The organism is Clostridium aceticum (genome assembly GCF_001042715.1).
In the GTDB taxonomy this organism is placed as follows: domain Bacteria; phylum Bacillota; class Clostridia; order Peptostreptococcales; family Natronincolaceae; genus Andreesenella; species Andreesenella acetica.
The window spans coordinates 2,156,668-2,182,991 of record NZ_CP009687.1 but is presented as its reverse complement, the minus strand read 5'-3'; the positions used below and the strand labels follow the sequence as shown (position 1 = coordinate 2,182,991).

The 26,324-nt window shown below is 34.9% G+C and carries 30 protein-coding genes; 28 read left to right on the top strand and 2 right to left on the bottom strand.

What is annotated here, in order from left to right:
• Positions 1-135: 135 nt before the first annotated feature.
• The 6 genes from CACET_RS10310 to pyrR all read left to right on the top strand — a co-directional run bounded on the left by CACET_RS10310 (position 136) and on the right by pyrR (position 3,975).
• The gene (locus tag CACET_RS10310) at positions 136-834 is read left to right on the top strand and encodes a 5'-methylthioadenosine/adenosylhomocysteine nucleosidase (protein ID WP_044825124.1); all 699 of its coding nucleotides are present in this window, start codon (positions 136-138) and stop codon (positions 832-834) included.
• A gap of 146 nt (positions 835-980) precedes the next feature.
• Positions 981-1,274: a DUF5665 domain-containing protein gene (locus CACET_RS10305; RefSeq protein ID WP_044825125.1), complete on the top strand. Its 294-nt coding sequence runs from the start codon at positions 981-983 to the stop codon at positions 1,272-1,274.
• 21 nt (positions 1,275-1,295) lie between these two features.
• Positions 1,296-1,961: a TraR/DksA C4-type zinc finger protein gene (locus CACET_RS10300; protein WP_044825126.1), complete on the top strand. Its 666-nt coding sequence runs from the start codon at positions 1,296-1,298 to the stop codon at positions 1,959-1,961.
• A gap of 86 nt (positions 1,962-2,047) precedes the next feature.
• The gene (gene lspA / locus CACET_RS10295; protein WP_044825127.1) at positions 2,048-2,497 is read left to right on the top strand and encodes a signal peptidase II; all 450 of its coding nucleotides are present in this window, start codon (positions 2,048-2,050) and stop codon (positions 2,495-2,497) included.
• Between the two features lie 3 nt (positions 2,498-2,500).
• Positions 2,501-3,424: an RluA family pseudouridine synthase gene (locus CACET_RS10290; RefSeq protein WP_044825128.1), complete on the top strand. Its 924-nt coding sequence runs from the start codon at positions 2,501-2,503 to the stop codon at positions 3,422-3,424.
• Between the two features lie 14 nt (positions 3,425-3,438).
• The gene (pyrR, locus tag CACET_RS10285; RefSeq protein ID WP_044825129.1) at positions 3,439-3,975 is read left to right on the top strand and encodes a bifunctional pyr operon transcriptional regulator/uracil phosphoribosyltransferase PyrR; all 537 of its coding nucleotides are present in this window, start codon (positions 3,439-3,441) and stop codon (positions 3,973-3,975) included.
• Positions 3,976-4,001: 26 nt separating this feature from the next.
• On the opposite strand, the gene CACET_RS10280 is transcribed toward pyrR, so the two are convergent.
• Complete coding sequence (locus tag CACET_RS10280; protein WP_044825130.1) at positions 4,002-5,771, bottom strand: Rqc2 family fibronectin-binding protein; 1,770 nt, start codon at positions 5,769-5,771, stop codon at positions 4,002-4,004.
• A gap of 275 nt (positions 5,772-6,046) precedes the next feature.
• On the opposite strand from CACET_RS10280, the gene dapF reads away from it, so the two are divergent.
• From dapF to CACET_RS10175, 21 genes are all read left to right on the top strand, one after another.
• Positions 6,047-6,901, top strand: a complete 855-nt coding sequence (gene dapF, locus CACET_RS10275) for a diaminopimelate epimerase (protein WP_044825131.1) — start codon at positions 6,047-6,049, stop codon at positions 6,899-6,901.
• A gap of 41 nt (positions 6,902-6,942) precedes the next feature.
• On the top strand, positions 6,943-7,833 hold the full coding sequence (locus CACET_RS10270) for a YicC/YloC family endoribonuclease (protein WP_341409824.1): 891 nt from the start codon (positions 6,943-6,945) through the stop codon (positions 7,831-7,833).
• 11 nt (positions 7,834-7,844) lie between these two features.
• A complete protein-coding gene (gene remA, locus CACET_RS10265; RefSeq protein ID WP_044825133.1) occupies positions 7,845-8,123 on the top strand; it encodes an extracellular matrix/biofilm regulator RemA in 279 nt (92 codons plus the stop codon).
• Positions 8,124-8,144: 21 nt separating this feature from the next.
• Complete coding sequence (gene gmk, locus CACET_RS10260) at positions 8,145-8,747, top strand: guanylate kinase (RefSeq protein ID WP_044825134.1); 603 nt, start codon at positions 8,145-8,147, stop codon at positions 8,745-8,747.
• Positions 8,748-8,761: 14 nt separating this feature from the next.
• Positions 8,762-8,968: a DNA-directed RNA polymerase subunit omega gene (gene rpoZ, locus CACET_RS10255; RefSeq protein WP_044825135.1), complete on the top strand. Its 207-nt coding sequence runs from the start codon at positions 8,762-8,764 to the stop codon at positions 8,966-8,968.
• Between the two features lie 5 nt (positions 8,969-8,973).
• Positions 8,974-10,164, top strand: a complete 1,191-nt coding sequence (gene coaBC, locus CACET_RS10250) for a bifunctional phosphopantothenoylcysteine decarboxylase/phosphopantothenate--cysteine ligase CoaBC (RefSeq protein WP_044825136.1) — start codon at positions 8,974-8,976, stop codon at positions 10,162-10,164.
• 367 nt (positions 10,165-10,531) lie between these two features.
• Positions 10,532-13,021: a primosomal protein N' gene (priA, locus tag CACET_RS10245; protein ID WP_052661462.1), complete on the top strand. Its 2,490-nt coding sequence runs from the start codon at positions 10,532-10,534 to the stop codon at positions 13,019-13,021.
• 20 nt (positions 13,022-13,041) lie between these two features.
• On the top strand, positions 13,042-13,485 hold the full coding sequence (gene def / locus CACET_RS10240; protein WP_044825137.1) for a peptide deformylase: 444 nt from the start codon (positions 13,042-13,044) through the stop codon (positions 13,483-13,485).
• An 11-nt stretch (positions 13,486-13,496) separates the two neighbouring features.
• Positions 13,497-14,432, top strand: a complete 936-nt coding sequence (gene fmt, locus CACET_RS10235) for a methionyl-tRNA formyltransferase (protein WP_044825138.1) — start codon at positions 13,497-13,499, stop codon at positions 14,430-14,432.
• A 1-nt stretch (position 14,433) separates the two neighbouring features.
• Positions 14,434-15,051, top strand: coding sequence for a DUF116 domain-containing protein (locus tag CACET_RS10230; protein ID WP_053072942.1), 618 nt, complete (start codon positions 14,434-14,436; stop codon positions 15,049-15,051).
• A 43-nt stretch (positions 15,052-15,094) separates the two neighbouring features.
• Entirely contained in the window at positions 15,095-15,493 is a 399-nt protein-coding gene (gene tnpA / locus CACET_RS10225) for an IS200/IS605 family transposase (RefSeq protein ID WP_044826404.1), read from the top strand.
• Positions 15,494-15,497: 4 nt separating this feature from the next.
• A complete protein-coding gene (locus CACET_RS10220) occupies positions 15,498-16,595 on the top strand; it encodes an RNA-guided endonuclease InsQ/TnpB family protein (RefSeq protein WP_201774978.1) in 1,098 nt (365 codons plus the stop codon).
• A 71-nt stretch (positions 16,596-16,666) separates the two neighbouring features.
• Positions 16,667-16,936, top strand: a complete 270-nt coding sequence (locus CACET_RS10215) for a DUF116 domain-containing protein (protein WP_082058290.1) — start codon at positions 16,667-16,669, stop codon at positions 16,934-16,936.
• A 6-nt stretch (positions 16,937-16,942) separates the two neighbouring features.
• On the top strand, positions 16,943-17,629 hold the full coding sequence (locus CACET_RS10210; RefSeq protein WP_044825998.1) for a zinc metallopeptidase: 687 nt from the start codon (positions 16,943-16,945) through the stop codon (positions 17,627-17,629).
• A 123-nt stretch (positions 17,630-17,752) separates the two neighbouring features.
• Positions 17,753-19,090 carry a 16S rRNA (cytosine(967)-C(5))-methyltransferase RsmB gene (gene rsmB, locus CACET_RS10205; protein WP_044825997.1) on the top strand — a complete coding sequence of 446 codons (1,338 nt, stop codon included), beginning with the start codon at positions 17,753-17,755 and terminating at the stop codon, positions 19,088-19,090.
• Positions 19,091-19,125: 35 nt separating this feature from the next.
• Positions 19,126-20,169 (top strand): dual-specificity RNA methyltransferase RlmN, encoded by a 1,044-nt coding sequence (gene rlmN, locus CACET_RS10200; RefSeq protein ID WP_341409796.1) that lies wholly within the window; start codon positions 19,126-19,128, stop codon positions 20,167-20,169.
• Positions 20,170-20,244: 75 nt separating this feature from the next.
• On the top strand, positions 20,245-20,994 hold the full coding sequence (locus CACET_RS10195; RefSeq protein WP_044825995.1) for a Stp1/IreP family PP2C-type Ser/Thr phosphatase: 750 nt from the start codon (positions 20,245-20,247) through the stop codon (positions 20,992-20,994).
• Positions 20,995-20,999: 5 nt separating this feature from the next.
• Positions 21,000-22,961, top strand: coding sequence for a Stk1 family PASTA domain-containing Ser/Thr kinase (gene pknB / locus CACET_RS10190; protein ID WP_044825994.1), 1,962 nt, complete (start codon positions 21,000-21,002; stop codon positions 22,959-22,961).
• Between the two features lie 18 nt (positions 22,962-22,979).
• Positions 22,980-23,858, top strand: coding sequence for a ribosome small subunit-dependent GTPase A (gene rsgA, locus CACET_RS10185; protein ID WP_044825993.1), 879 nt, complete (start codon positions 22,980-22,982; stop codon positions 23,856-23,858).
• Positions 23,859-23,861: 3 nt separating this feature from the next.
• Positions 23,862-24,515, top strand: coding sequence for a ribulose-phosphate 3-epimerase (gene rpe / locus CACET_RS10180; protein ID WP_044825992.1), 654 nt, complete (start codon positions 23,862-23,864; stop codon positions 24,513-24,515).
• Positions 24,516-24,526: 11 nt separating this feature from the next.
• Positions 24,527-25,159, top strand: coding sequence for a thiamine diphosphokinase (locus tag CACET_RS10175; RefSeq protein WP_044825991.1), 633 nt, complete (start codon positions 24,527-24,529; stop codon positions 25,157-25,159).
• Positions 25,160-25,476: 317 nt separating this feature from the next.
• Here CACET_RS10175 and rpmB read toward each other — a convergent pair whose 3' ends face one another.
• Positions 25,477-25,668, bottom strand: a complete 192-nt coding sequence (gene rpmB, locus CACET_RS10170; RefSeq protein ID WP_044825990.1) for a 50S ribosomal protein L28 — start codon at positions 25,666-25,668, stop codon at positions 25,477-25,479.
• 264 nt (positions 25,669-25,932) lie between these two features.
• On the opposite strand from rpmB, the gene CACET_RS10165 reads away from it, so the two are divergent.
• Positions 25,933-26,289, top strand: coding sequence for an Asp23/Gls24 family envelope stress response protein (locus tag CACET_RS10165; RefSeq protein ID WP_044825989.1), 357 nt, complete (start codon positions 25,933-25,935; stop codon positions 26,287-26,289).
• Positions 26,290-26,324 lie beyond the last annotated feature (35 nt).

Here is a 26,324-nt window from a genome sequence, read left to right as displayed (position 1 = left end):
TATTAGACAAAAAGTCTCGTTCTAAATCTTTGTGGAGAACGAGATTTTGGCTTTGTATAAACGATCATATAAAAACTTATACTTTAAGAAAAACTAAATAGAAAAATGACTTTGCAAATAAAAGGAGGTAAATAGATGAGCAAGATAGGAATTATTGGAGCAATGGATGAAGAAGTAGATATTTTAAAAGAAGAGATGGAGATTAAGGAAGTTAAGCATATAGCCAATATGGATTTTTATATAGGCACTTTGACAGGTAAGGATATTGTATTAGTACGATGCGGTATTGGCAAGGTAAATGCAGCAGTTTGTACTCAAGTATTGATTGGACAACTGGGGGCAGGTACCGTCATTAATACTGGTGTAGCAGGGGCCATTCATGGTGATTTAGAAGTTTTGGATGTAGTGATTTCAACAGAAGTACAGCAACACGATTTTGACGTTACTGGTTTTGGATATGGCATAGGAGAAATACCACGAATGGAAACCTCTATTTTCAAGGCAAGTGAGGTCTTGATGGAAAAAGCTTATGAGGCTGCAGCTAAGGTTTTGAAGGCTCAAAAGGTATTTAAGGGAAAAATTGTATCTGGAGATGTTTTTGTAAGCAGCAGTTCTTTAAAGGACCGCTTACAAGAGGTATTTCAAGCTTATTGTACAGAAATGGAAGGAGCTGCTATTGGACATACTTGTTACCTGAACCAGGTTCCCTTTGTTATTATAAGGGCTATGTCAGACAAAGCTGATGGCTCTGCCCATGCTAATTTTAGTGAGTTTGTCGAAGCAGCATCTGAGAACTCTAAAGAGATTGTGATGCATATGTTAAGACAAATGTAGTGAAAAGTAGTCAGTCCTTCTCATCATAAAGCCCTCCTTCCGATGATTAATATAGGCCTTCAAAGACGTAGATTATGCTTCCAAGGAAATAATAGAAATAAAATTTACTGAAAAGGATAAAATATATTAACAGAGGAGAATAAGCCATGCCTAGTAGTAGAAAAAAACCTAATTTAGGAGAAAAATTAGAGAACCTATCTCGAAAAATGGATAATATGCGGGTGGCGGAATACGTAGAATTAAACTCCAATCCTAAGAGACTTATTTTTATGAACTTTTTATTAGGAGTCGTTAGAGGTATAGGTATGGGCATAGGATTTACCCTACTAACAGGGCTTATTGTGGCTCTTGTGGCCTATGTTTTACGAGGATGGGTAAACCTGCCCTATATAGGGAGAATTATAGCAGATTTAATAAAAATTATTGAAAACTATAATTAACAATAGAGGAGGAGTGGCAACTTGGATATACAAAAACAAAATCATTTTAAACAGGTACTTTTGCAGGAAAGAAAAGCAGTTTTGGATACCCTAAAACGCATGGAGGAACATCAGCCCCATAGTGCCTCTATGCGGGAGTATACTGAAGAATTATCTGCTTATGATAATCATCCTGCGGATTTGGGAACTGAGATGTTTATGACTGCTATGCAAGGACATCTTGAAGATAATGAAAAGTATAGACTAAATGAAATTGATAGAGCTTTGGAAAGAATAGAAAATGGAGAATACGCCATATGTCGAGGCTGTGGCAAGGAAATTTCTGAGGAACGACTAGAAATTTTACCAGAGGCGGATACCTGTATGACCTGTGAAAAAGGAGAAGTAGCACTATATGATTCTGATGCTAACCGTCCTGTGGAAGAAAGGCTACTTAGGGCCCCTTTTGGAAGAACCCATAAAAATACAGATGACTATACTGGTTATGATGGAGAAGATGCCTACCAGGAAGTTGCAAAGTATAATGAAGTGAAGAATGATCCCTCTTTTTCTACAGGAGACAATCAAGGAGTATTCGATGATTTTGCTCCAGGAATTGTAGAGGATGTTGATAATATAACTGAAGATTATTATAAGCGACAGTTGCCTACTACGAGAAGAGAGAGAGAAGAAAGAGAGGGAGAATAGCACCCAGGGAGAAAGGTACTTTTTGTATCTTTTTTCTATTTATAGTGGTATAATCATTAAAGTGTTAAATGGAAGGGGGTTAGATGATGAACTATATAATATCCTTTGTTGTATTTATATTAGATCAATTAAGTAAGATATTGGTATTAAACTACTTAAAAGATGTTGGAGAAATTCCTATTATAAAAAATGTTCTGCATTTTACCTATGTAGAAAATAGAGGAGCAGCCTTTGGGGTTTTGCAAGGTCAGAGGTGGTTTTTTATCATTATGACTGTACTTATTGTTGGATTTATTGTAATTTATTTTAGAAAAAACAAAAACTATCCTAAGCCTATGATGTTGGGATTAAGCTTAATTGTAGGTGGTGCCGCCGGAAACTTAGTGGATAGAGTGTTGTATAACTTTGTAGTAGATTTTATCGATTTTAGGATATGGCCAGTATTTAATATTGCTGATTCAGCTATTGTTATAGGACAAATATTAGTCATCTATGTGATCTTAAAATATGATGATTTGAGCCAAAAGGAGATGTAAAGTTTGGACAGAGAAATATTTTTTGTATCAGAGGAAGAAGAAGGTGTTAGATTAGATCTATATATTTCAGAGCAGTATGAAGATCTAAGCAGAAGTTATTTACAGAAACTTATCAAAGAAGAACTAGTAAAGGTAAATAAGAAACTTGAGAAAAGTAAATATATCGTAAAAGAGGGAGATGAAGTAGAGGTTTTAGTACCACCCCCTAGAGAGCTGGATATTAAACCACAAAATATTCCTATTGATATTATTTATGAAGATGAAGATATGGTTATTGTAAACAAACCTCAAGACATGGTGGTTCATCCTGCTGTAGGTAACTATGAAAATACCCTAGTAAATGCTCTGTTATATCATTGTGAAGGCAAGCTGTCTTCTATTAATGGCGTGATTCGGCCAGGGATCGTACATCGTATTGATAAAGATACCTCTGGATTATTAATGGTGGCCAAAAACAACGTTGCCCATAGAAAATTGGCGGAGCAATTAAAAGAACATTCCATTACTAGAAGGTATCACGCTATTGCTTTAGGGAATATAAAAGAAAGTAAGGCTACCATAGATGCCCCAATTGGTCGTCATCCTACCCAGCGACTTAAAATGGCGGTGGTAGAGAATGGTAGAAATGCTGTTACCCATATACAGGTATTAGAAAGGTTTAAAGGCTATACATATATTGAAGCGAAATTAGAAACTGGACGGACCCATCAGATCAGGGTACATTTATCCTATATAAAGCATCCCTTATTAGGGGACGAAGTTTATGGTGGGAAGAGCACAAAATTTAATTTAGCTGGTCAGGTTCTTCATGCGAAGGTTTTAGGATTTATTCATCCTACAAAAAAAGAATACATGGAATTTGAAGCTCCTTTACCCCCTAGCTTTGAAAAAGTATTGCGTTTTATGAGAAATAGTCCTTTGGACTGAAGTGAGGTGTGAAAATGAAAAATCAAGTACATTTAATGGACGAAAAGGCTATAGGTAGAGCCATTACTAGAATTGCCCATGAAATACTGGAAAAAAATAAAGGGGCAAACGATATAATTTTGGTAGGCATTAAAACAAGAGGTGTACCTTTAGCGAAGCGTTTGGCTGAGAAAATTAAGCTGATAGAAGAAACGGCTGTTCCTGTAGGAATTTTAGATATTACATTGTATCGTGATGATTTGACTAAGGAAAGTATTGATCCTATTATCTACGACTCTAAAATTACTACAGATATTAATGATAAAAAGGTGATTTTAGTAGACGATGTGCTGTATACAGGAAGGACTGTGAGGGCAGCTTTGGATGCCCTGGTAGATATAGGACGCCCTAAGACAATACAATTGGCAGTTTTAGTAGATCGAGGTCATCGGGAATTGCCTATAAGGGCAGATTATGTTGGAAAAAATGTACCTACATCAAAAGATGAGGTAGTAAAGGTAAATCTTGAAGAAGTAGATAATCAAAACTTTGTTGTTATAGAAAAATTGTAGGGGCGGTCTTTGACCGCCTTTGTCTTTTAAATTTGTTTAAGATGAGAAATGGCTTGCTCAGTTCCATCCACCAGTAGTGTCGTATAATAATCATAGATCACCATACCAGGCTTAGCACCTTTAGGTTTCCGTACGTTTTTTCTAGCAGTATAGTCCACAGCCACCTTTGTAGCGTTTTTTGCCTTGCTATAGTAGGCAGCTAAAGTAGCTGCTTCTAAAACGGTTGTTTCGCTGCAGGGTTTTCCAGCCGTTTTCAAAAGTACGTGAGATCCCGGCATGTCTTTGATATGGAACCATAAGTCTTCTTTATCAGCAATTTTTAGTGTGATTTCATCGTTTTGCTTATTGTTTTTCCCTACTAAAATTTCAAGGCCATCAGAAGAAATATATTTTAGATAACCTGTTTTCTTAAAAGTGGCTACACTTTTTTTGGTTAATCTTTTTTTCAAGTAACCGGTCTCTATTAATTCGCTATGAATTTCTTCTAAGTCTGAAAGGTAGGTGGACTGATCTATATTGATAACAACCTGCTCTAAGTAGTCAATTTCTTCCTTAGCTTTTTTTAGTTGTTTATCAACTTCCAAAAGGGCGTTTTTTGCCTTATTGTATTTTTTATAATAGCTTTGAGCATTTTGAGAAGGCGTTAATCTTTTATCCAGTTGGATTTTTAGGATATTTTGATCCTCATCATAATAATTGACTACCTCTACAACTTCGTCACCTTTTTGAATTTGATACAAATGAGCGGTTAGGAGATCACCTTTAAGTCTATAGTCATCTGCTTTTTTTGCATTTTTCAAATCTTGATGGAGGTTTTGTACCTTATTATATAAGCGATCTAATTTTGTGGTAATACTTTTTCTTAAATCATAGGATTTTTGTTTAATCCGTTGATGAGCATCACGATTTTTATAAAAAACCTCTAACATTTCGCTGGCAGAGGAAACTTCTTGTTTTTGATAAAGAGAAAGATGTGTCATTTCTAAAATGCTAAAATCAACATACTTTTGACCATCAGTATCAAAAAATAAATATGGCCTATAGTCATGGGATTGAAGACTTTGAAATATGGAGGAAAAACCTTTGTATAGACAATGAAAATCATCTATAGATAACTGACCCAAAAGACCACTTCCTTCAATCATGGTAGCAAAACATATTTCTCTTGCTACTAAAGGAGAGACCCCGATAAAGGTACTATATAGACCTTTTTCTACAGAGAGTTGCAGATCATGAGAAAGAGCTGTTTGAAACTCTTCAAAACCCTTAATCTCCAAAGGGTTATATTTATCTTTTGAGGGGGGCATAGCATACTGCAATCCCGGAAGCACCTGACGGTAGCGACTTACATCGAAGGAGATCCTTTTAATACTGTCTAAGACTTTGTTGCTCTCACAGTCAATAAGAATAATATTACTATGACGTCCCATCATTTCAATAATCAGTTCCCTGGATTTTACCATGTTTAATTCATCTAGTGTTTCGATTTTAAATTTAATGATTCTCTCAAAGTTTGGCTGAGTGATGGCAACAATTTTGCCGCCTTGCAAATACTTTCTTAATAACATACAAAAGCTTGGAGGTGTTGTAGGATTTTCCTTATTGACATTGGTAAAATGCACTCTAGGATAATTACTATTAACGGATAATAGCAACTTTAAATTTTTTCCTTGCCCCCTTAATAATATGATAATTTCATCAGCCTCTGGTTGATAAACTTTCTCTATTCTATTAAAGCTCAATAAACTTTGAAATTCAGATAGTAAAGCATAAGTAACTAACCCATCTAAGGCCATAATAAAGCCCTCCTATTGATATAGTAATCATACATAATATAGCATAAAATAATAGTAAATGCAAAATTAACAAAGAAACTTATAGAATTTATAAAGGAAACTATTGCATTATACACTTATTATTAGTATGCTTTTAATATTAAAAGAAATTTTATGAATTACATATTTATGGTAAAAAGAAAAAAATCTTCTAGTTTTATTGTTGACATCTTTTACACAAAAATAAATTTAATAAAAAATGTTAACACTTTAAAATAAAGCGAGGTGTAAAAATGATGAATATTCCTTTTAAAAAATTACATGGTGCAGGAAATGATTTCATTATTATAAAATATGAAAGCTTTCCCTATGAAGAAAAATTTAGTGAACTGGCAATCCGAAGTTGCCATAGGCGCTTTGGTATAGGTGGGGATGGTTTGATGATGGTAGGCACATCACAGAAAGCTGATTTTAAGATGTACTATTATAATAGTGATGGATCTAAAGCCAATATGTGTGGTAACGGTATAAGATGTTTTGCAAAGTTTGTATATGACGAGGGTTTGGTGAAAACAAAGCAATTTAACATTGAAACCTTAGCTGGCATAAAAACTGTCCATATAAAAGAAACCAGCAGCAGGGTGGATACTGTTAATGTAAATATGGGAAAAATGATTTTTGAGCCTGAAAAAATTCCTGTCAAAACAGAAGAAATAACTAGTTTTATTAATCAAGAATTAAAGGTAGAAGATAAGACTTTTCTTATTTCAACAGTTTTAATGGGTGTGCCTCATACGGTGATTTTTACAGAGGATCTAAGTTTGGATATGGTAAAAACCATAGGACCCATTATTGAGAAACATTCTATATTTCCTGAAAATACCAATGTTAACTTTGCTAAAATACTGGATGCTACCCATATAGAAGTAAGGACTTGGGAACGTGGTGCAGGATATACCTTAGCTTGTGGCACCGGCGTTACTAGTGTATGTGGTATAGCCCATCACTTAAAGCTAGTAGAGGAAGAAGTGTGGGTAAACACAGAAGGAGGAAAATTAAAAATCACCATAGATAAAGAAGGAAATATTGATATGGAGGGACCGGCAGAGGATATCTGCTGTGGGGTATACTCTTTTAATCAGCGGGATTAGAAACTATGAACTTTTATAAAGTGAGGTTATAAAACGGAAGGATGAAATTTATGTTAAGAAGCATGACAGGGTTTGGACGAGGAGATGTACAACTCGAAGGAAAGCATTTTCAGATAGAGTTAAAATCAGTAAATCACAGGTACGTAGATATAAGTGTTAAAATGCCCAAAAGTTTCACTTATCTAGAGGAACAGATCAGAAAGATCATTAAAGAAAAAGTTTATAGAGGTAGAGTGGAGGTATTTATTGGCTATAAAAACATTGGTGAAAGTGACATAAAAGTAATCACAGATATTGCTTTAGCACAACAGTATGTAGAGGCGCTGAAGGAGATTCATCATCGTTTTGATCTAGAAAAAGATATAGCTGTATCTACAATTGCTAAGTTTCCTGATGTGCTGAAATTAGAAAAAAAAGAAGAAGACCAAGAGATGATATGGAATCTTTTAAAAGAAGGTTTAATGGATGCATTAAACAGTTTGTTAGAAATGCGAATTGAAGAAGGATGGAAACTTAAGGAAGATTTACTAAAACGCTTAGACATACTTCTAGATTTAATACAGAAAATAGAAGAAAGAAGTCCTGAAGTAGTAAAAGAACATAAAAAACGATTAACAAAACGTGTTAAAGAAATGTTGGAAGAAGAATTAGAGATAGATGAGGGCAGGATTGCTTTAGAAGTCGCCTTGTTTGCCGATAAAAGCAGTATTACTGAAGAAATTGTAAGATTTAATAGTCATATAATCCAATTTAAGAAATCAATGGAACAGCAGGAGGCAGTAGGTAGGAAATTAGATTTTATTATTCAAGAGATGAATAGAGAGATCAATACAATAGGTTCAAAGGCCAATGACTTAACTACTGCTAATATGGTAGTAGAGGTGAAAAGTGAACTAGAAAAAATTAGAGAGCAGATTCAAAATATTGAATAGGAGGCAAAACAATGAATATTAAACTAATCAACATTGGTTTTGGTAATATTGTATCCGCCAGTAGAATTGTAGCTATTGTTAGTCCAGAGTCGGCACCTATAAAGAGAATTATTCAAGAAGCAAGAGATCGAGGTATGTTGATTGATGCCACTTATGGACGTAGAACTAGGGCTGTGATCGTAACAGACAGTGATCATATTATTTTATCTGCGGTACAGCCAGAGACAGTTGCTCATAGACTAAGTGCCAAAGAAAATAAGGATACAGAGACAGTTGTTGAAGGCGAGTAGTGTAAGAAAGAGGAGATACGTATGAATAAAAAAGGATTGTTAATCGTTGTTTCAGGACCTTCAGGAGCTGGAAAGGGAACGATTTGCAAAAACTTACTTAAGTTAAATAAGCAAATAAAAATTTCTGTTTCTGCCACTACAAGAGATCCAAGAAAAGGAGAAGTGGAAGGAGAAAACTATTACTTTATCTCAAAGGACCAGTTCGAAGAGATGATTAAGCAGGATGCTCTTTTAGAGTATGCAAAGGTATACGATAATTATTATGGTACGCCTAAAGAATATGTACTGAAAAACCTAGAAAAAGGGAATGATGTTTTACTAGAGATTGATATAGTAGGTGCACTGCAGGTGAAAGAAAAGTTTAAAGATGGTGTATTTATTTTTATTTTGCCACCTTCATTAGAAGAGCTAAAAAATAGGATTGTTGCTAGGGGAACAGAAAGTCAAAAGGATATTGAAAAGCGCTATGGATGTGCGATAGAAGAAATAGAACAAGTAATAAAGTATGATTATGCTGTTTTAAATGATGATCTTCAAAGAGCTACAAAGGATGTAGAATCTATTATTACAGCTGAAAAATGCAGGGTAAGTAGAATTCATAAAAATATTAAATCTATATTTTAAGAGGAGTGATCGATATGTTATACCCATCAACCAATGATTTGATGAAAAAAGTAGATAGCCGATATACTTTAGTGGTGGCGGTAGCTAAAAGGGCTAGACAGCTTATAGATGGCAATGAACCTAAGGTGAGAGCGGCTTCATTAAGACCAGTTTCTATAGCAACGCAGGAAATTGTAGAGGATATGGTTACCTACGAACCTGCGGAAGATCATAAGGTTTAATTATAATGCTAAAGGGAAAAAACATTGTATTAGGGGTTACAGGTGGAATTGCTGCTTATAAAGCCTGTGATATTGTCAGTAGATTAAAAAAACTTCAGGCAAATGTGAATGTAATTATGACGAAATCTGCTATGGCCTTTCTTCAGCCCCATACCCTGCAAGCCCTTAGTCAAAATCCAGTGATTACAGAGCTTTTTGAAAGTCCTAGATACTGGGATATAGAACATATATCTTTGGCACAAAAAGCAGATATTCTTTTAGTAGCACCTGCTACAGCCAATATTATTGGTAAAGTAGCCCATGGCATTGCTGATGATATGTTATCTACCACCATTATGGCTTCTACTGCAAAGGTTGTTTTTGCTCCAGCCATGAATACGAAGATGTACCAGAACGTCATTTTTCAATCCAATATTGAAAAGCTAAAGACCCTGGGATATAGCTTTATTCCTCCAGCCTCCGGCAGATTAGCTTGTGGTGATATAGGTGAGGGAAAACTAGCAGAGGTTGATAAAATTATTGAATTTATTCTTGAAATTGCAAAAGAGAAAAGAGACCTAGAAGGAAAAAAAGTATTGATTACCGCTGGCCCAACGATGGAGGCCATTGACCCAGTGCGATTTATTACAAATCACTCCAGTGGAAAAATGGGTTATGCCTTAGCTGAAGCCGCTAGTAAAAGAGGTGCTGATGTTACTTTAATATCAGGACCAACAAAGCTTTCTCCCCCTTCTAATGTTGAATTTGTTCCTATAAAAAGCACCTTAGATATGTACGATGCTGTTATGAAGCATTTTCCTCATCAGGAGGTTATTATTAAATCTGCTGCTGTGGCGGACTATCGCCCCCAATATAGTGCAGAAAAAAAGATTAAAAAGCAAGAGGGCGATTTAACGCTGACCTTGGTGAGAAATCCTGATATTTTGTTTGAACTTGGACAGATAAAGAAAGAAAAAATATTAGTAGGCTTTGCAGCAGAGACAGATCATGTTATAGAATATGCAAAAGGGAAAATTTTAAAGAAAAATCTAGATTTTATTGTGGCAAATGATGTTACTCAAGAAGGAGCTGGGTTTGGTACAGATACCAACATTGTCTATTTAATTGATAAAAATGATAATATAACAAAGATTGATAGATCTTCTAAATTAGAAATAGCTCATCATATTTTGGATAAGGTGAAGCAACTGTTTTAACAAATGAAAGTCTGTATCCTGTTTTAAGAAGGTACTGAAAAAGTAACCGCTTATTTGGATACAGATTTTTTATGCAGGATTTTTTATTTTAATTAAAATTTGATATAATGGATATAAGAAAACTCTTCGTTATTTCAAGATCTTTCACTATGCTCAAGATGACAAATCCACAGGGTTTTTAGAAAAATTAGCTTAAGTTAATGCTTATGAGAGAACATTAAAATTTTTATATAGATAAACAACATTAGGACTTAATTTTGATATACTAAGGGCTACATTTGCAGCCCACGGTTTTGGGGTGAAACCGTAGACCGTGTATATCAAAATGAAAGTTTGAACTTGCTTAGCTATATCAGGAGGTGATGGAGTGAAGGAAAAAAAATATGTAGCTCAAGTAATAGTAAATCATACAAGTTTGCAAATGGATAAAATATTTGACTATAAAATTCCAGAACACCTGCTGGAGATAATAAAAGAAGGCATGAGGGTCATGGTTCCCTTTGGTATGGGGAACAAGAAGTTAGAAGCCTACGTATTAAATATAAAAACAGCAGAAGAAGAACTTCAATATCCTCTCAAAGAGCTTCTCTATCCTATAGAGGATGAGCCGATATTAAATAAAAAACAAATTAAGTTGATCGTCTGGTTAAAAAACAAGTATCTCTGTAAATATATAGATGCCATCCATTGTATCCTTCCTGCTGGTATTGTGAATATAGAGAAAAAGATCGTACATTTAATAGAAGAAGACTGGAAAAAAAGTATTAGTAGCAACGCTAAGAATCAGGTTGAATTTCTAGATACACTAGAGAGTCTAGGGGGTAAGAGTACCTTAGATAAGCTGTATAGCAGACTTTCTATAAAAAACTTAAGCACTGTACTAAAATTAATGGAAGAAAAAAATATGATTAAAATAGATTATGAAGTTTCTTCTAGGGTAAAAATACAAACCCAACAGTATGCAAAATTAAATTTAAAGGAAACAGAAATAGAAAACATAATAAATTCTTTGAAAAATGCAAAAAGGCAGCAAGAAATCATATTATTTTTAAAACAGCATAAAATGTGTACTGTCAAGGAACTAATGGATCAATTGAAAGTCACCAGAGCACCACTAAATACTTTAGTGGAAAAAGGTTATGTGGTAATCATAGAGAAGGAATATAAGAGAGATCCTTATAAAAATGTAGCCTTTGAAAATTTGCCTAAAATGGCGGCAAATCTAGAACAAAATAAGGTGATTCAGGAAATTACAGCAGATATTCATCAGGAGAAAACAAAAACCTTTTTGATTCATGGGATTACCGGTAGTGGAAAAACAGAAATTTACCTACAACTCATGGAAGAAGTTTTAAAAAAAGGAAAGCAAGGGATTATTTTAGTACCTGAAATAGCCTTAACTCCTCAGACGGTAGAAAGGTTTTACGGAAGATTTGGAGATGGTATTGCGGTACTCCACAGTAACCTGTCAGAGGGAGAACGATTTGACGAATGGAGAAAAATTATTGAAGAAAAAGTAAATATCGTGATAGGAGCCAGATCTGCTATTTTTGCTCCTTTTAAAAACCTAGGAATGATTATTATAGATGAAGAGCATGAACATACCTATAAATCAGAAACCAATCCTAAGTATCATGCTGTTGAAGTGGCAAACTATCGAAGTAGAGAAGAAGATGCTATTGTTGTTTTGGGTTCAGCGACACCTTCTATGGAGAGTTATTATAAAGCAAGCAAAGGAGAATTTTCTTTGTTCACGCTGACAAAACGAGCCACCAATGCTCTATTGCCGGAAGTTGAAGTAATAGATATGAAAAACGAATTAGATGAAGGTAACAAAGGAATCTTAAGCAGACGGTTGTATTTTTTGATACAAGAAAATTTGAAAAACAAAAAACAAACCATATTATTTCTGAATCGAAGAGGATATGCTACCTTCATCTCTTGCCCTCAATGTGGTTATGTAGTAAAATGTAGACGCTGTGATATTACGATGACTTATCACAAAACCATGAAGAATTTACAGTGTCATTACTGCGGAGAAAAGGAGGATATACCTAAAGTTTGCCCCTCCTGTTCAGATCCTGAAATAAACTATTTTGGCGTAGGAACACAAAAAATAGAGAGCTTAATAGCATCTTATTTTCCCGAGGCGGTTATTTCAAGGATGGATATGGATTCAACAAGTGTAAAAGGCTCACACCAAAGAATTTTAGAGGATTTTAAAAAGGAAAAAATAGATATACTTATAGGTACCCAGATGATTTCCAAAGGACTGGACTTTCCTAATGTAACATTGGTTGGTATTATTGCTGCTGATGCAACATTAAACTTACCAGACTTTAGAGCCTCAGAGAGAACGTTTCAATTGGTTACGCAGGTAGCAGGAAGGGCTGGTAGAGGATTAGAGGAAGGAAGAGTAGTCCTTCAAACCCATAGTCCAGAACACTATAGCATCTTTACAGCATCAAAACATGACTACAATAGTTTTTATAAGGAAGAACTGAATCTTAGAAAAGAATTTCTTTATCCACCTTTTGTACAACTGATTCATATTAGTTTTAGTAGCAAAAATCTAGATGAAGTATACACAATTTCGCAAAAAATTACGAATAATATAAAGTATATACTAAAAGCCAAAGGTTACACAGAGTATGATGAAGTTGTATTGGGACCTAATCCTGCTATGATTGCAAAAATTAAGGAAAAATATAGATACCAAATACTATTAAAGGATCATGGGGTACCCTATACATTATTAAAATCTATTGTAAAATATTTATTAATAGATCATAGACAAAAATTTGTTTCTTCAAAGGTTACGGTTGGGATTGATATCGATCCTTTATATATTATGTAGATATGATTAGGAGGAAAATTATGGCGATTAGAATAATTAGACAAGATGATGATCCTGTTTTAAGGAAAATATCAAAAAAGGTAGAGAAAATTGATGAAAAAATCCATATACTATTAGATGATATGATAGAAACCATGTATGATGCCGATGGGGTTGGCTTAGCTGCTCCACAAATAGGGATTTTAAAGCGGATAGTTATTATTGATGTGGGAGAAGGACTTATAGAACTGATAAACCCTGAAATCGTAGAAGAAATAGGGAATCAGTGTGAAACAGAAGGGTGTTTAAGTTTACCTAACAGCTCAGGAGAAGTTATACGACCTAAAAATGTAAAGGTAAAGGGGTTAAATAGGGAAGGTCAAGAAGTTTTTATAGAAGGAAGTGGCTTATTGGCCAGGGCTTTGTGTCATGAAATTGATCATCTAAATGGAATTTTGTTTATAGATAGAATGAAAAATGAATAGGGGTGATGACGGTGAGGATCGTTTTTATGGGTACACCAGACTTTGCAGTACCGTCTTTAGAGGCATTAATAGAAGAAAATTATAATGTTGTAGGGGTTTTCACTCAACCAGACAGGCCAAAGGGAAGAGGGAAGAAGCTGGCGATGCCTCCAATAAAGGAAAAAGCATTAGAGCATAACTTGCAGGTATTCCAGCCTAGTTCGTTAAAGGATATAAAGACAGTAGAGCTTATCAAGGAAATGAATCCTGATGTAATTGTGGTGGTGGCTTACGGTCAAATATTGACAAAAGAAGTGCTGGAAATTCCAGCTTTGGGTTGTATTAATGTACATGGTTCCCTTTTGCCAAAGTATCGAGGGGCAGGACCTATACAGTGGGCCATCATTCATGGAGAAAAAACAACAGGGATTACCACCATGTATATGGAGGAAGGTCTAGATACAGGAGATATGATCTTGAAGGAAGAAGTTTCTATAGGTGAAAATGAGACTGCAGGAGAGCTATACCATCGTCTGGCACTTGTAGGCGGCGATCTTCTTAAAAAAACGTTAATACAAATAAGGCAAGGAAACGCACCTAGAGAAAAACAAAGAGAGGAATTGTCCAGCTACGCCCCTATGCTGACAAAGGAATTAGGAGAAATTCAATGGCATAAAACAGCTGAGGAAATTCATAATTTAATAAGAGGGACAATTCCATGGCCCATGTCTTATACCACTTACTTAGGGAAAACAATGAAGATTTGGAAAAGCAGTGTAATGACTGATGAGATAAGTCATGAACCGGGAAAAATTGTAGAAGTACTGAAGGACAAAATCTATGTAGCCACGGGAAAAGATCTATTGGTCATAGAAGAGGTACAGTTTAGTGGAGGAAAACGCCTAAGTGTTAAAGATTTTTTAGTAGGAAACACCATAGAAAAAAACGTCGTATTGGGTAGAGGATAGTATGGAGTTAAAAAAAGGTTTTACAAAAGATGCTTCAGGAAAAGCGTTTACTCTTTTATTAGCGATTATGTTGATGTTTGTACTAACCCTGCTGGGTCTATTGTTCTGGCTAGCCTTCAAAGGAAGCACACTTTTTTATCAACTGATTATTTTAAGTAGTATGGTATTGCTAATAATATTTAGCCTATCCATAGCTCTAACGATTTATGCCGTCATCATGCTATGGAAGAAAAAGACAATACCTTTTGTTATTAAAAGCGTGATGGAGATGTTTATAGGGTTTTCTTATCCTTTTATCATGATTTTAGGAAGAACCTTAAAGTATGACAAAAACATGATTAGAAGAGCCTATACAGACTTAAACAATCGATTAATTTTAAGTGGGGTATATGATTTTAAAGGAGAGGATATATTAATTCTAACACCTCACTGTATTCAAAAGTCTTTTTGTCCCCATAAGATTACAAATGATATCTATAACTGTAAGAGATGTGGCGAATGTGATGTAGATGATCTTATGGCTTTGAAAGAAAAATACCATTTGCACTTTCATCTTGTTACAGTAAATTCGCCTGAAAGCCCACGGTTTCAATCGTGGGATGAAAGGCGTTTCTTTTAATCTTCTTGTTGCAGTTTCAGTTTAAAACTGATACTATAAATATATGGGACAAGATTATAGAAGAACACAAACAACAGTATCTTTAATAAACTATCATTTTGTTTTCTGTCCAAGGTACAGACGTAAAGTTCTAGTTGGAGAAGTTGAAATAAAATTTAAACAGCTTCTCAATGAGATTTGTAAAGACATTGAAATAGAAATTTTGGCAATAGAATGTGATAAAGACCACTGCCATCTTTTTGTCAATGCACTTCCTCATTTAAGTCCAGCAGACATAATGGCAAAAGTGAAAGGAGTGACTTCTCGATTATTAAGGCAGGAATTTAAACATCTGCGACATTTGCCAAGTCTTTGGACAAGAAGCTATTTTGTATCTACCGCAGGAAATGTATCAAGTGAAACTATAAAACGATATGTTGAAGAACAAAAAACAAGGGGGTGAAACAATGCAGATAACAGTAAAATTTAATATTATTTTGACAAAAGAACAAGTACAACTAATAGAATCTATATCAAAAGAATATATCCATACTGTTAATAGCCTTGTTTCATCTACGCTCCAATCAGAAGAAAGAGTAAAGCTATCATCTAAAGATGTTTTTGCAAATATGCCAAGTGCAGTGAAAAATCAATCTATTAGAGATGCCAAAAGTATCTGTACTAAGTACAAGAAAGCTATCAAGGCTAATTCCAAACTGCCTACTGATAAACAAAAAGTAATCAATGTAGCTACCCTTAAAAAACCTGTCTGTATATGGAATAATCAAAATTATTCACTTAAAGACGGTATTCTTAGTTTTCCCGTTATTATAGATGGGAAATCGCAGCGTATTCAAACTAGAACTATCATGACAGACTATCAGCTAAAACAACTAGAAGGTCATTTGGGAGCATTGCGTATAACTAAGAAAAGCAATAAATATATCGCTCAAATAAGTGTTGAAAAAGTATCTCATATAGTTAAAGGTGATGTTGTAATGGGTGTTGACTTAGGCCTAAAAGTTCCTGCTGTAGCTGTAACCGATTCAGGAAAAACGTTTTTTTTTGGAAACGGTAGGCAAAATAAATACGTCAAACGTAAATATAAAGCGAAACGTAAAAAACTTGGAAAAGCCAAGAAGCTTAAAGTCATTAAAAAGCTTGATGATAAAGAACAACGTTGGATGACAGACCAAGACCACAAAGTAAGTAGAGAAATAATTAATTTTGCAGTAAATAATAATGTTTCTGATATTCGGCTTGAAAAATTAACGAATATCAGAAACACGGCAAGAACAAGCCGTAAAAACGAAAAAAATCTACATACATGGTCATTCTATCGTCTAGCTCAATTCATAGAGTATAAGGCACTATTGAAGGGGATAAAGGTTGAATATGTTGATCCTAAATACACTTCTCAAATATGCCCTGAATGTAAGAAACTAAATAAAGCAAGAGATAGAAAATATAAATGCTCCTGTGGTTTTAAAACACATAGGGATAGAGTAGGTGCTATAAATATAATTAATGCACCTGTAGTAGATGGTAAAAGTCTACTAGCCTAGGGTACTATATGTACTGCTCTAGGAGGGGTAATGGCATACCCTAAGCTTGAGGTCATACTCCGATAGCAGAAATGTACTTCGGTTTAATCACTCAAGAATCCCACTGCTTTAGCTGTGGGAGTGTCAAAGGAGGGACTTTGGCAAGAAAAACGATTGTGGATTTAAGACCTAAGGCGGTAATTGCTATTGCCTGTGAGAGGGATTTGTTCAGCGGCTTGATGGATGTAAAAAAAATCCCTATACTGGCTATTATAAACAAGAGACCTCAAGGACCTTGTATTAATACGCAGGTGGATATAAAAGAAGTGGAGGAGGCAATTGCACACTTTATAAAGGAGTGATGTTCTATGTTATATGGTTTGGGTGATACGACAATAGTATTTTTGATTCCAGCAATTATATTCGCTTTATATGCACAAAGTAAGGTGAAGTCAACCTTTAGTAAATATTTGCGGGTGCCTACCCGTAAAGGCTATTCTGGCTATGATGTGGCCAGAAATCTTTTGGATCAAAATGGTCTAAAAGATGTACCTGTTGAAATGGCCAAAGGTTATTTATCCGATCACTATGACCCAAGAAAAAGAATTTTGAGGTTATCCAGAGAAGTTTATTATGGAAACTCTGTTGCCTCTGTCAGTGTAGCAGCCCATGAAGTAGGTCATGCTATACAACATGCTAGAGGATATGTGCCCTTAACCTTTAGAAATGCTATTTATCCAGTGGCAAGCTTTGGTTCTTCAGCGGCATGGATTTTTGTATTTGGTGGTTTTATTTTTAATACAGTAGGTTTAATCGATTTAGGTATATTCCTCTATACAGCAGCAGTATTGTTTCAAGTAGTAACATTGCCAGTAGAATTCAATGCCAGTAGCAGAGCCTTAAGGCTATTGGATAGCAATGGTTTTATTACAAGCCAGGAAATCGGATCTTCTCAAAAGGTGCTGAAGGCTGCAGCACTAACTTATGTAGCGGCAATGGCAACTGCTTTGGCACAATTGTTTAGGTTAATAGCTATTAGAAATAGGAGAAGTTAGTAAAGGCGTGAAAACGCCTTTACTTTTTTGGTAAAAATAAATATAAAAGGATGTATCATTACAAAATTTATTTATATTAATTTTGTAATGATATATAATAAGTAAAAATAGGAGGTTGCTTAGATGAATGCTAGAGAAAGTGCATTAAAAGTTTTATATAAGATTGATGTAGATCAAGCTTATTCTAATATTGCATTAAATCATGAATTGAAAAGCCAACAATATAATAAGTTAGATAGAAATTTCATTACAGAGTTGGTGTATGGAACTTTGGAAAATTTTATATTTGCTGATTATATTATTCAACAGTTTTCTACAGTGAAGTTAAATAAAATGGACCCGTGGACATTAAATCTACTTCGCCTTAGTATTTATCAAATTTTCTTTTTAGACAAGGTGCCAGATTTTGCTGCAGTAAATGAATCAGTGGATTTATCAAAGAAGTATTGTAAAAGAGCATCGGGATTTATTAATGGTGTATTAAGGAGTATTATTAGAAGTAAAGAAAAGATAAAAATGCCTGATAAGAAAAAGGATTTTTCCAAATACCTATCCATCAAATATTCTCACCCTCAATGGATGGTAGAAAGATTTTTGAGCTACTTTTCTGAAGATTTTACTGAGGACCTTTTAAAAACAAACAATGAAACCCCTAAACTCTATATAAGAGTCAATACATTAAAAATTACTGTAGAAGAAGTTTTGCAGCTGCTTTTAAAAAATGAAATAAAAGTAGAAAAAAGTCCTCTTATTCCAGAAGCTTTAATTGTAGAGGGTGGATTTAGTGAGCTGGAGACATTAGAGATCTATAGAAAAGGTTTTATACATATTCAAGATTTTAGCTCTATGTTGGTAGCAAAAATTTTAGACCCTAAAGAGGACCAATTTATTATAGACGTATGCAGTGCACCGGGGGGAAAAACCACACATATAGCTGAACTAATGAAAAATAAAGGAAAAATTTTAGCTAGAGATATTCATCAGCATAAACTAAGTCTTGTAGAAAAAAATGCTAAAAGATTAGGTGTAAATATCATCAAAGTAGAAAAATTTAATGGTAAAGATTTGGACCATGAACTGCTAAATACAGCAGATAAAGTACTGGTGGACGCCCCTTGTTCTGGTCTAGGGATCATTAGAAGAAAGCCTGAAATCAAGTATCGTAAGGAAGCTGATGTTATTGATGTTATTACAGAAATGCAATTAAAAATTCTTATAAATGCTTCCAAGTATGTAAAAAGTGGTGGGGAGTTACTGTACAGCACTTGCACCATTGATCCTAATGAAAATCATAAAGTTATAGAAAAATTTCTAAACATATCTTCAGAGTATGAGTTGATAGATATAAGCCAACAGTACGCATCCATGCTTCCAGGAAGTCATGAAGAGAAAATGATACAGTTATATCCTAATGTTCATGGCACGGATGGTTTTTTTATTTGTAAATTGAAGAAAAAATAGTTTTGTTGTAAAATGTAATGTTAGGAGGTATATGTTTGACAAAAATAGATTTACTAAGTTTAAGGATCGATGAAATAGAAGATCTGCTGGAAAAAATGGGAGAGAAGAAGTTTAGGGGAAAGCAAATTTTTCAGTGGGTAAATAAAGGCATAAAACAGTTTGATGACATGACCAATATTGGAAAAACCCTAAGAGAAAACCTACAGCAAAATACTTTTATTACCCATATAAAAGTTGAGAAAAAGATGGTTTCAAAAATAGATGGGACAACAAAATACTTATTTATTTTAGAAGATAAAAATGTTATAGAAGCAGTGGTAATGAAGTATAAACATGGTCTTACTGCCTGTATATCTTCTCAAGTAGGCTGTACTATGGGATGTAGTTTTTGTGCATCTACCATTGGTGGGCTGGTGAGAAATCTAAGAGCAGGAGAAATGATGGATCAAATTCTGCAAATGCAGCAAGACTTAGGTGAAAGAATTTCTAACATTGTTTTAATGGGTAGTGGCGAACCATTGCACAATTATAAGGAAGTGATTAAATTTTTAGAAATCGTCAATAGTGAAGAAGGACTCAATATTGGCAATCGGCACATTACATTGTCTACATGTGGTTTAGTACCTGAGATAAGAGATTTAGCGGACCTAGAAATTCCTATTAACCTAGCCATATCTCTTCACGCACCTAATGACGAAATTAGACAAAAAATGATGCCTATTGCAAAAAAATACACCATCAAAGATCTTATGGGAGCATGTAAGTACTACTTACAAAAAACCAACAGAAGACTCACCTTTGAATATGCATTAGTGAAAGAAGTGAATGATGAAGAAGTTCATGCAAAACAACTGGGTCAATTGTTAAAGGGATTGTTATGCTATGTAAACCTGATACCTGTTAATATTGTAACAAAGGGGAAATTCCAAAAACCTAGGGAAGATCAGGTGAAAAGGTTTCAAAAAGTTTTAAAGATGCAAGGGGTTGAAGCTACTATACGGAGAGAAATGGGTGCAGATATCAATGCAGCCTGTGGCCAGCTGCGAAATAACTACTTAAGTAAAGAAATGGAAAAGTAGAAAATCAAGAATGTAAATTTATGGAGGGTTTGGGATAAACATGTCGAATATGTATTTGGATGGGAGGGGAGTCAAGTGACAGTAGCGGCAATTACTGATATTGGAAAGGTAAGAGAAATTAATGAAGATAATTATTGTATTTATGAAAAAGATATCAAACTATATATGGTGGCGGACGGTATGGGAGGACATAAAAGTGGGGAAGTGGCTAGTTTTATAGCGATAAATACAATAAAAGAGCATATTAGCCAGTTTATCACAGAAGAACTGGAGAAGCCATCCGTGGAGGGGATTATCTTTGAGGCTTTTCACAGGGCAAACAAAGAAATATATAGCAAGTCAATAGAAGACTTTAATTGCGAAGGTATGGGGACTACTGCTACCATGGTTTTAATGATGAAAGATAAGGTGTATATAGGGCATATTGGTGATAGCAGGGCTTATATTTTGAGAAATGGAGAGCTAGAACAAATAACGCAAGACCACTCCTTAGTGGCAGAATTAGTGAGAAATGGAAGTATAACAGAAAGAGAAGCGATGAAACATCCTCAGAAAAACATTATTACTAGATCGTTAGGTGCTGATAAAAAAGTAAAGGTAGATATTTTTTCTATAGATTTCTATGAAGGAGACCTTCTTTTATTATGTACGGATGGTCTGACAAACTTTGTTGACAACTACGAGCTCCAAAATATCTTACTAGAAATGAAGGATTGTGTGGAAGGGTGTAACAAGCTAGTTTCCTTAGCAAATCAACGAGGTGGGTACGATAATATTACAGTAGTTATTGCAAAAAACAGTCCCACTGGTTTAGAAGGTAGGTGAAAAGTATGATTGGCAAAATACTAGGTGGTCGATATGAAATTGTTGAAAAAGTCGGAGGCGGCGGTATGGCTTTAGTTTATAAGGCCAAGTGCAACTTATTAAATAGATACGTAGCGGTAAAAATATTAAGATCAGAATTTACTAGTGATAAAGACATTATAGAAAAGTTCAAGAGGGAATCTCAAGCCGCTGCAAGCTTGTCCCATCCGAATATTGTAAATCTGTATGATGTTGGAGAAGAAGATGATATTTACTATATTGTTATGGAGTATGTCAAGGGAAAAACTTTAAAGGAAGTAATAAAGGAAAAGGGCATATTAACTTTGCATGAAATTATTAATTATACAAAGCAAATAGCTTCAGCCTTGCAACATGCCCATTATAACCATGTAGTTCATAGAGATATTAAACCCCATAATATTCTAGTCACAGAAGATAATAGAGCAAAGGTAACAGATTTTGGGATTGCTATTGCTGCCACTTCTTCTACCATTACCAATATGGGTAGTGTTATAGGCTCTGTTCACTATTTTTCACCAGAGCAGGCCAGAGGTGGGTATACAGATGAAAAATCCGACTTATACTCATTGGGGATTGTTATGTACGAAATGGCTACAGGAAAAGTACCTTTTGAAGGGGAAAGTCCTATAGCAGTAGCATTAAAGCATATTCAGCAGGAGCCGGTTCCTCCCTCGGAGATTATTCCAGAAATTTCTAAGTCTTTAGAGGAAATTATACTAAAACTGATGCAGAAGGATCAAGCCTCCAGGTATCAAAATACACAAAGTTTAATAGAAAATTTAGGTAAATTAAAGGAAGATGTTGTTAGTAGTGAGATGACGATGATGATCAATCATGAAGACTCACCTACGCAGATCATACCTCGTATTAAGGAAGAAGATATTGAGACACCTAAGGCACCATTGCCTAAAAATAAAAAAGGTAATAATAAGCTAATGATTGCTGCTGCAGTTGCGGCTGCTTTAATTGCAGCATTGTTATTTATGTTTGGACTTTTTTATGTGAGTAACTTAAACTTTTTCAGAACAGAAGATGTGCAGGTTCCAAGTTTAGTAGGCAAGGATATTCTCGAAGCTAGAGAAATGGCTAGCCAATTAGGCTTAGAATTAAGTGAAAGGTCTATAAATAGTACGGAAGTACCAAAAAATGAAATTATTAATCAGGAAACTGATGCTGGTATGAAGGTAAAGAAGGGCTATCCCATCAGAGTAGTGGTAAGTGCAGGTCCAGATATGGCACAGGTGCCGGACTTGCGATTTAAAGAGGCAGCAAACGCCCCCTTGATGCTAAGAAATGAGGGGTTGAGTGAAGGGCGTGTTACAGAAAATTTTAGCGAATTTCCTATTGGTGTTGTAATAGAGCAAAATCCTAGAGCAGGGTCTTCAGTACCGGCAGGATCTACGGTGGATTATGTTATCAGCAAAGGGCCTCAAGTAGTTACTTTTCCAATGCCTAATGTAGTAGGCAATACTAGGGAAAGTGCTGAAGCCACATTAAGACAGTTGCAATTACAAATAGGTGCTATTACAGAAGCACCTAGCAACGAACATGCAGAAGGTCGTGTGATCTTCCAAAGTATTCCTCCAGAAACGCCGATAGCACAAAATGCAGTGGTTAATTTAACGATAAGTACAGGACCAGAAGTAATCGATGAGCCGGAGGATGTAACACCACCAGAAGATGAAACACCAGAAACACCAGAGGAGGACCAAAGCGCGTCAGCAACTTTATCTACTCAAAATGTAAGGATACAATTACCAGGTCATAGCGGGATTGTGGAAATTGCCATCAAGAGGGTATCTGATGGAGAAGAGGTATATAAAAGAAAGCACGACTTGGATAAAGACGGGCATACGGTAGTAGTCCCTCTCACTGGTTATGCAAAACAAGAATTTGAACTGTTTGTAAATGCCCAAAAACATAAGAATAATATTGTACTAAGATAAACTTTTAGGAGGGAATGAATGAAAAGAGGTCGGTTGATAAAGGGAATAGGCGGGTTTTACTATGTCGATGTCGATGGGGAAACCTATGAATGTAAAGCTAGGGGTATATTTAGGCAGATGAAGATTACACCTTTAGTAGGAGACTATGTAGAAATCTCTATTACAGATGAACAGAAGAAATTAGGAGTTATGGAAAAAATAATGGAAAGAAGTACGGAGTTAATCCGTCCTACTGTTGCAAATGTAAATCAAGCGATCATCGTCTTTGCTGTTACTCAACCAGAGCCAAATATCATGCTGCTAGATCGTTTTTTAGTGCTGGCAGAAAGTGAGGAATTAGAAGTTGTTATTTGTTTTAACAAAGTAGATTTGCTAGCTGAGGAAGACTATCTTCCGATTGTAGATAGATATCGTGCTATTGGTTATAAGGTATTGTTAACTAGTGTTAAGAGGGATGTAGGCATAGCTGATTTAAAGGAGGTACTGATTGGAAATACCAGTGTTTTTGCAGGACCATCAGGGGTAGGAAAATCCACATTGTTAAATAAAGTGCATCCAGAACTGCAATTGAAAACCGGTGAAATCAGTGTGAAGACAGCCAGGGGTAAACATACCACAAGACACGCGGAGTTAATTGCTATTGAAAAAAACAGTTGGGTGGTAGATACTCCAGGGTTTAGTGCTCTAAGTCTAGATTTTATGGAAGCAGAAGACTTAGCTTTATACTTTCCGGAATTTAATGAATATAGGGAGGAATGTAAATTTTCCTCCTGTCAGCATATTGATGAACCAAAATGTGGTATAAAAAACGCTTTGCAGAAAAACCTGATAGCAGAGGAACGTCATAATAGTTATCAACAATTTTTACAGGAAATTAAAAGCAATAGGAGGTTTTAACAAATGATAAAATTAGCCCCTTCTATACTAGCAGCAGATTTTGCAAATTTAGCTAATGAGGTAAAAAGGGTAGAAGAAGTTGGATGTGATTTATTGCATATTGATGTAATGGACGGACACTTTGTGCCCAATATTACATTAGGGCCCCCCATCGTGCAAAGCTTAAAGGAGAAAACCAAAATGCCCTTTGATGTGCATTTAATGATAGAAAATCCAGATCAGTATATTGGGGACTTTGTCAAGGCAGGGGCAGATATTATATCCGTTCACAGTGAGGCATGCAGACACTTGCACCGTACCATACAACATATAAAAAGCTATGGTATTAAAGCTGCAGTGGCCCTTAACCCTGCCACACCATTAACAGATATTGAATATGTATTAGAGGATCTAGATATGGTACTGATTATGACAGTAAACCCTGGTTTTGGGGGACAGTCTTTTATTCCTGGTATGCTGAATAAGATTAAAGAATTAAGAGGGATGATTAACAAAAAAAAACTAGATTTAGATATTCAAGTAGATGGAGGCATTAAGCCAGACAATGTTGGCTTAGTGACTGAGGCTGGAGCCAATGTTCTTGTTGCAGGATCTGCTGTTTTCAACAGTGTAGATATGGAAGCCACCGTAAAAGAAATCAGAAGAAATGCTAAATAGTGAGGAAGATTATGGAGATTGTTATTATTGCTAATGGAAATATTGACAACTTGGCCTATATTGAAAACATCATCAAAAATAAATACCTTATATGTGCTGATGGTGCGGCTAAGTACTTAAGAAAAATAAATGTTGTCCCTAATTTATTGGTGGGAGACTTTGATTCTATCGATTCTGAAGATTTACTATGGATGAAGGAAAATAAAGTACAATATGAGAAGTTCCCCTCTAGAAAGGACCAGACAGATACAGAACTGGCATTGGAATATGCCTTTCAATTAAACCCTAAAAGTATTACCATGATCGGAGCCCTAGGATCAAGGCAGGATCACAGTATAGGCAATATCATGCTGTTATGGAGAATTTTGCAGCAGGGAGTAGAAGGAAAAATAGTAGATGAAAACAGCTATATTACCATTACCAATAGCAGAATTTATGTACAAGGAGAGATAGGAGAGCACATTTCCATTATTCCTTTGACCAATCCTGTTAAAGGTGTTACTCTTGAAGGTTTAGAATACCCTCTAAAGGATAGAGACATAGATCAAGGCAGTACTTTAGGAATCAGTAATGTCTTTATACAAAAAGAGGCTGTGATCTCTCTTAAAGAAGGTGTGTTATTAGTTATAAAATCAAAAGAATGAATACTTAAATTAAGTATAAAGAATAAAAAAATGCTATTGAATTTTTCATGATTCAGTAGCATTTTTGTTTTTTTTGAATATGATATTAATAATAATGAACTTAGGCAGGTGATTCGATGTTTCGAAGGAAGCGAAGAACGTCTTTATCAAAACTCATTGGTTTAGTGATATTTATAGTAGGTTTTTGTATATTTCTTTATGTAATCCCCTTTACATTATGGATTTTTATATTTGCTTTTATGTGCATGATTGTAGGAATTGTGATTTATCACTTTTAAAGCAAAAAAAGCCTACCCGATTTAGGTGGCTTTTTTTATTTATATAGCTCTTTCTACTTTACCAGAACGTAAGCATCTTGTACATACGTTAATTCTTTTAGGCGTACCATCAACGATAGCTCTTACTCTTCTTAAGTTAGGTAACCAAGTTCTTTTGCTATGACGGTTGGAGTGGCTGACCTGATTGCCATGTACTTTTCCTTTTTCGCATATTTCACATACTCTTGCCATTATGAACACCTCCTTCAAGCTCATGTTCAAGCTTTAAAAACATTATAATATTAACATATTACTAGGGATTTTGCAATGAAAATATGAAAATAATTCAATAAAAAATGTAAACTTGTTTTTTATTGAACTATTTTATAGATTCATATACAATAGTTATATACATTTTATGTACAATTTGAGGAATTACATACATTATTCTATACTATAAGGAAAAAATATTTGAAATATTATTTTATAGATAGAAATATCGAAGGAGGGTAACTAATGCCAGGAAAATTAACAAATGACATTGGCACAATTGTTATTGATGATCATGTATTAGCTTCTATAGCCGGTGCTTCAGCTATGGAGTGTTATGGATTGGTAGGGATGGCGGCAAAATCTGCTGCAGGAGGCTTAGTGGAACTTTTAAAAAGAGAACATTCCAGTAAAGGGGTGAAAGTAGTTACAGAAAGTGATGAAATTACTATTGAGCTATTCGTTATCGTGGAGTTTGGTACAAGGATCTCTGTTGTAGCCAACAATATCATTGAAAAAGTAAAGTACAATATAGAACATCTAACAGGTATGAATGTAAAAAAAGTAAACATCAATGTACAAGGAGTCAGAGTCCAAAAGTAACTTAAGGAGGTACGAAACTTGAAAGTTGAATACAT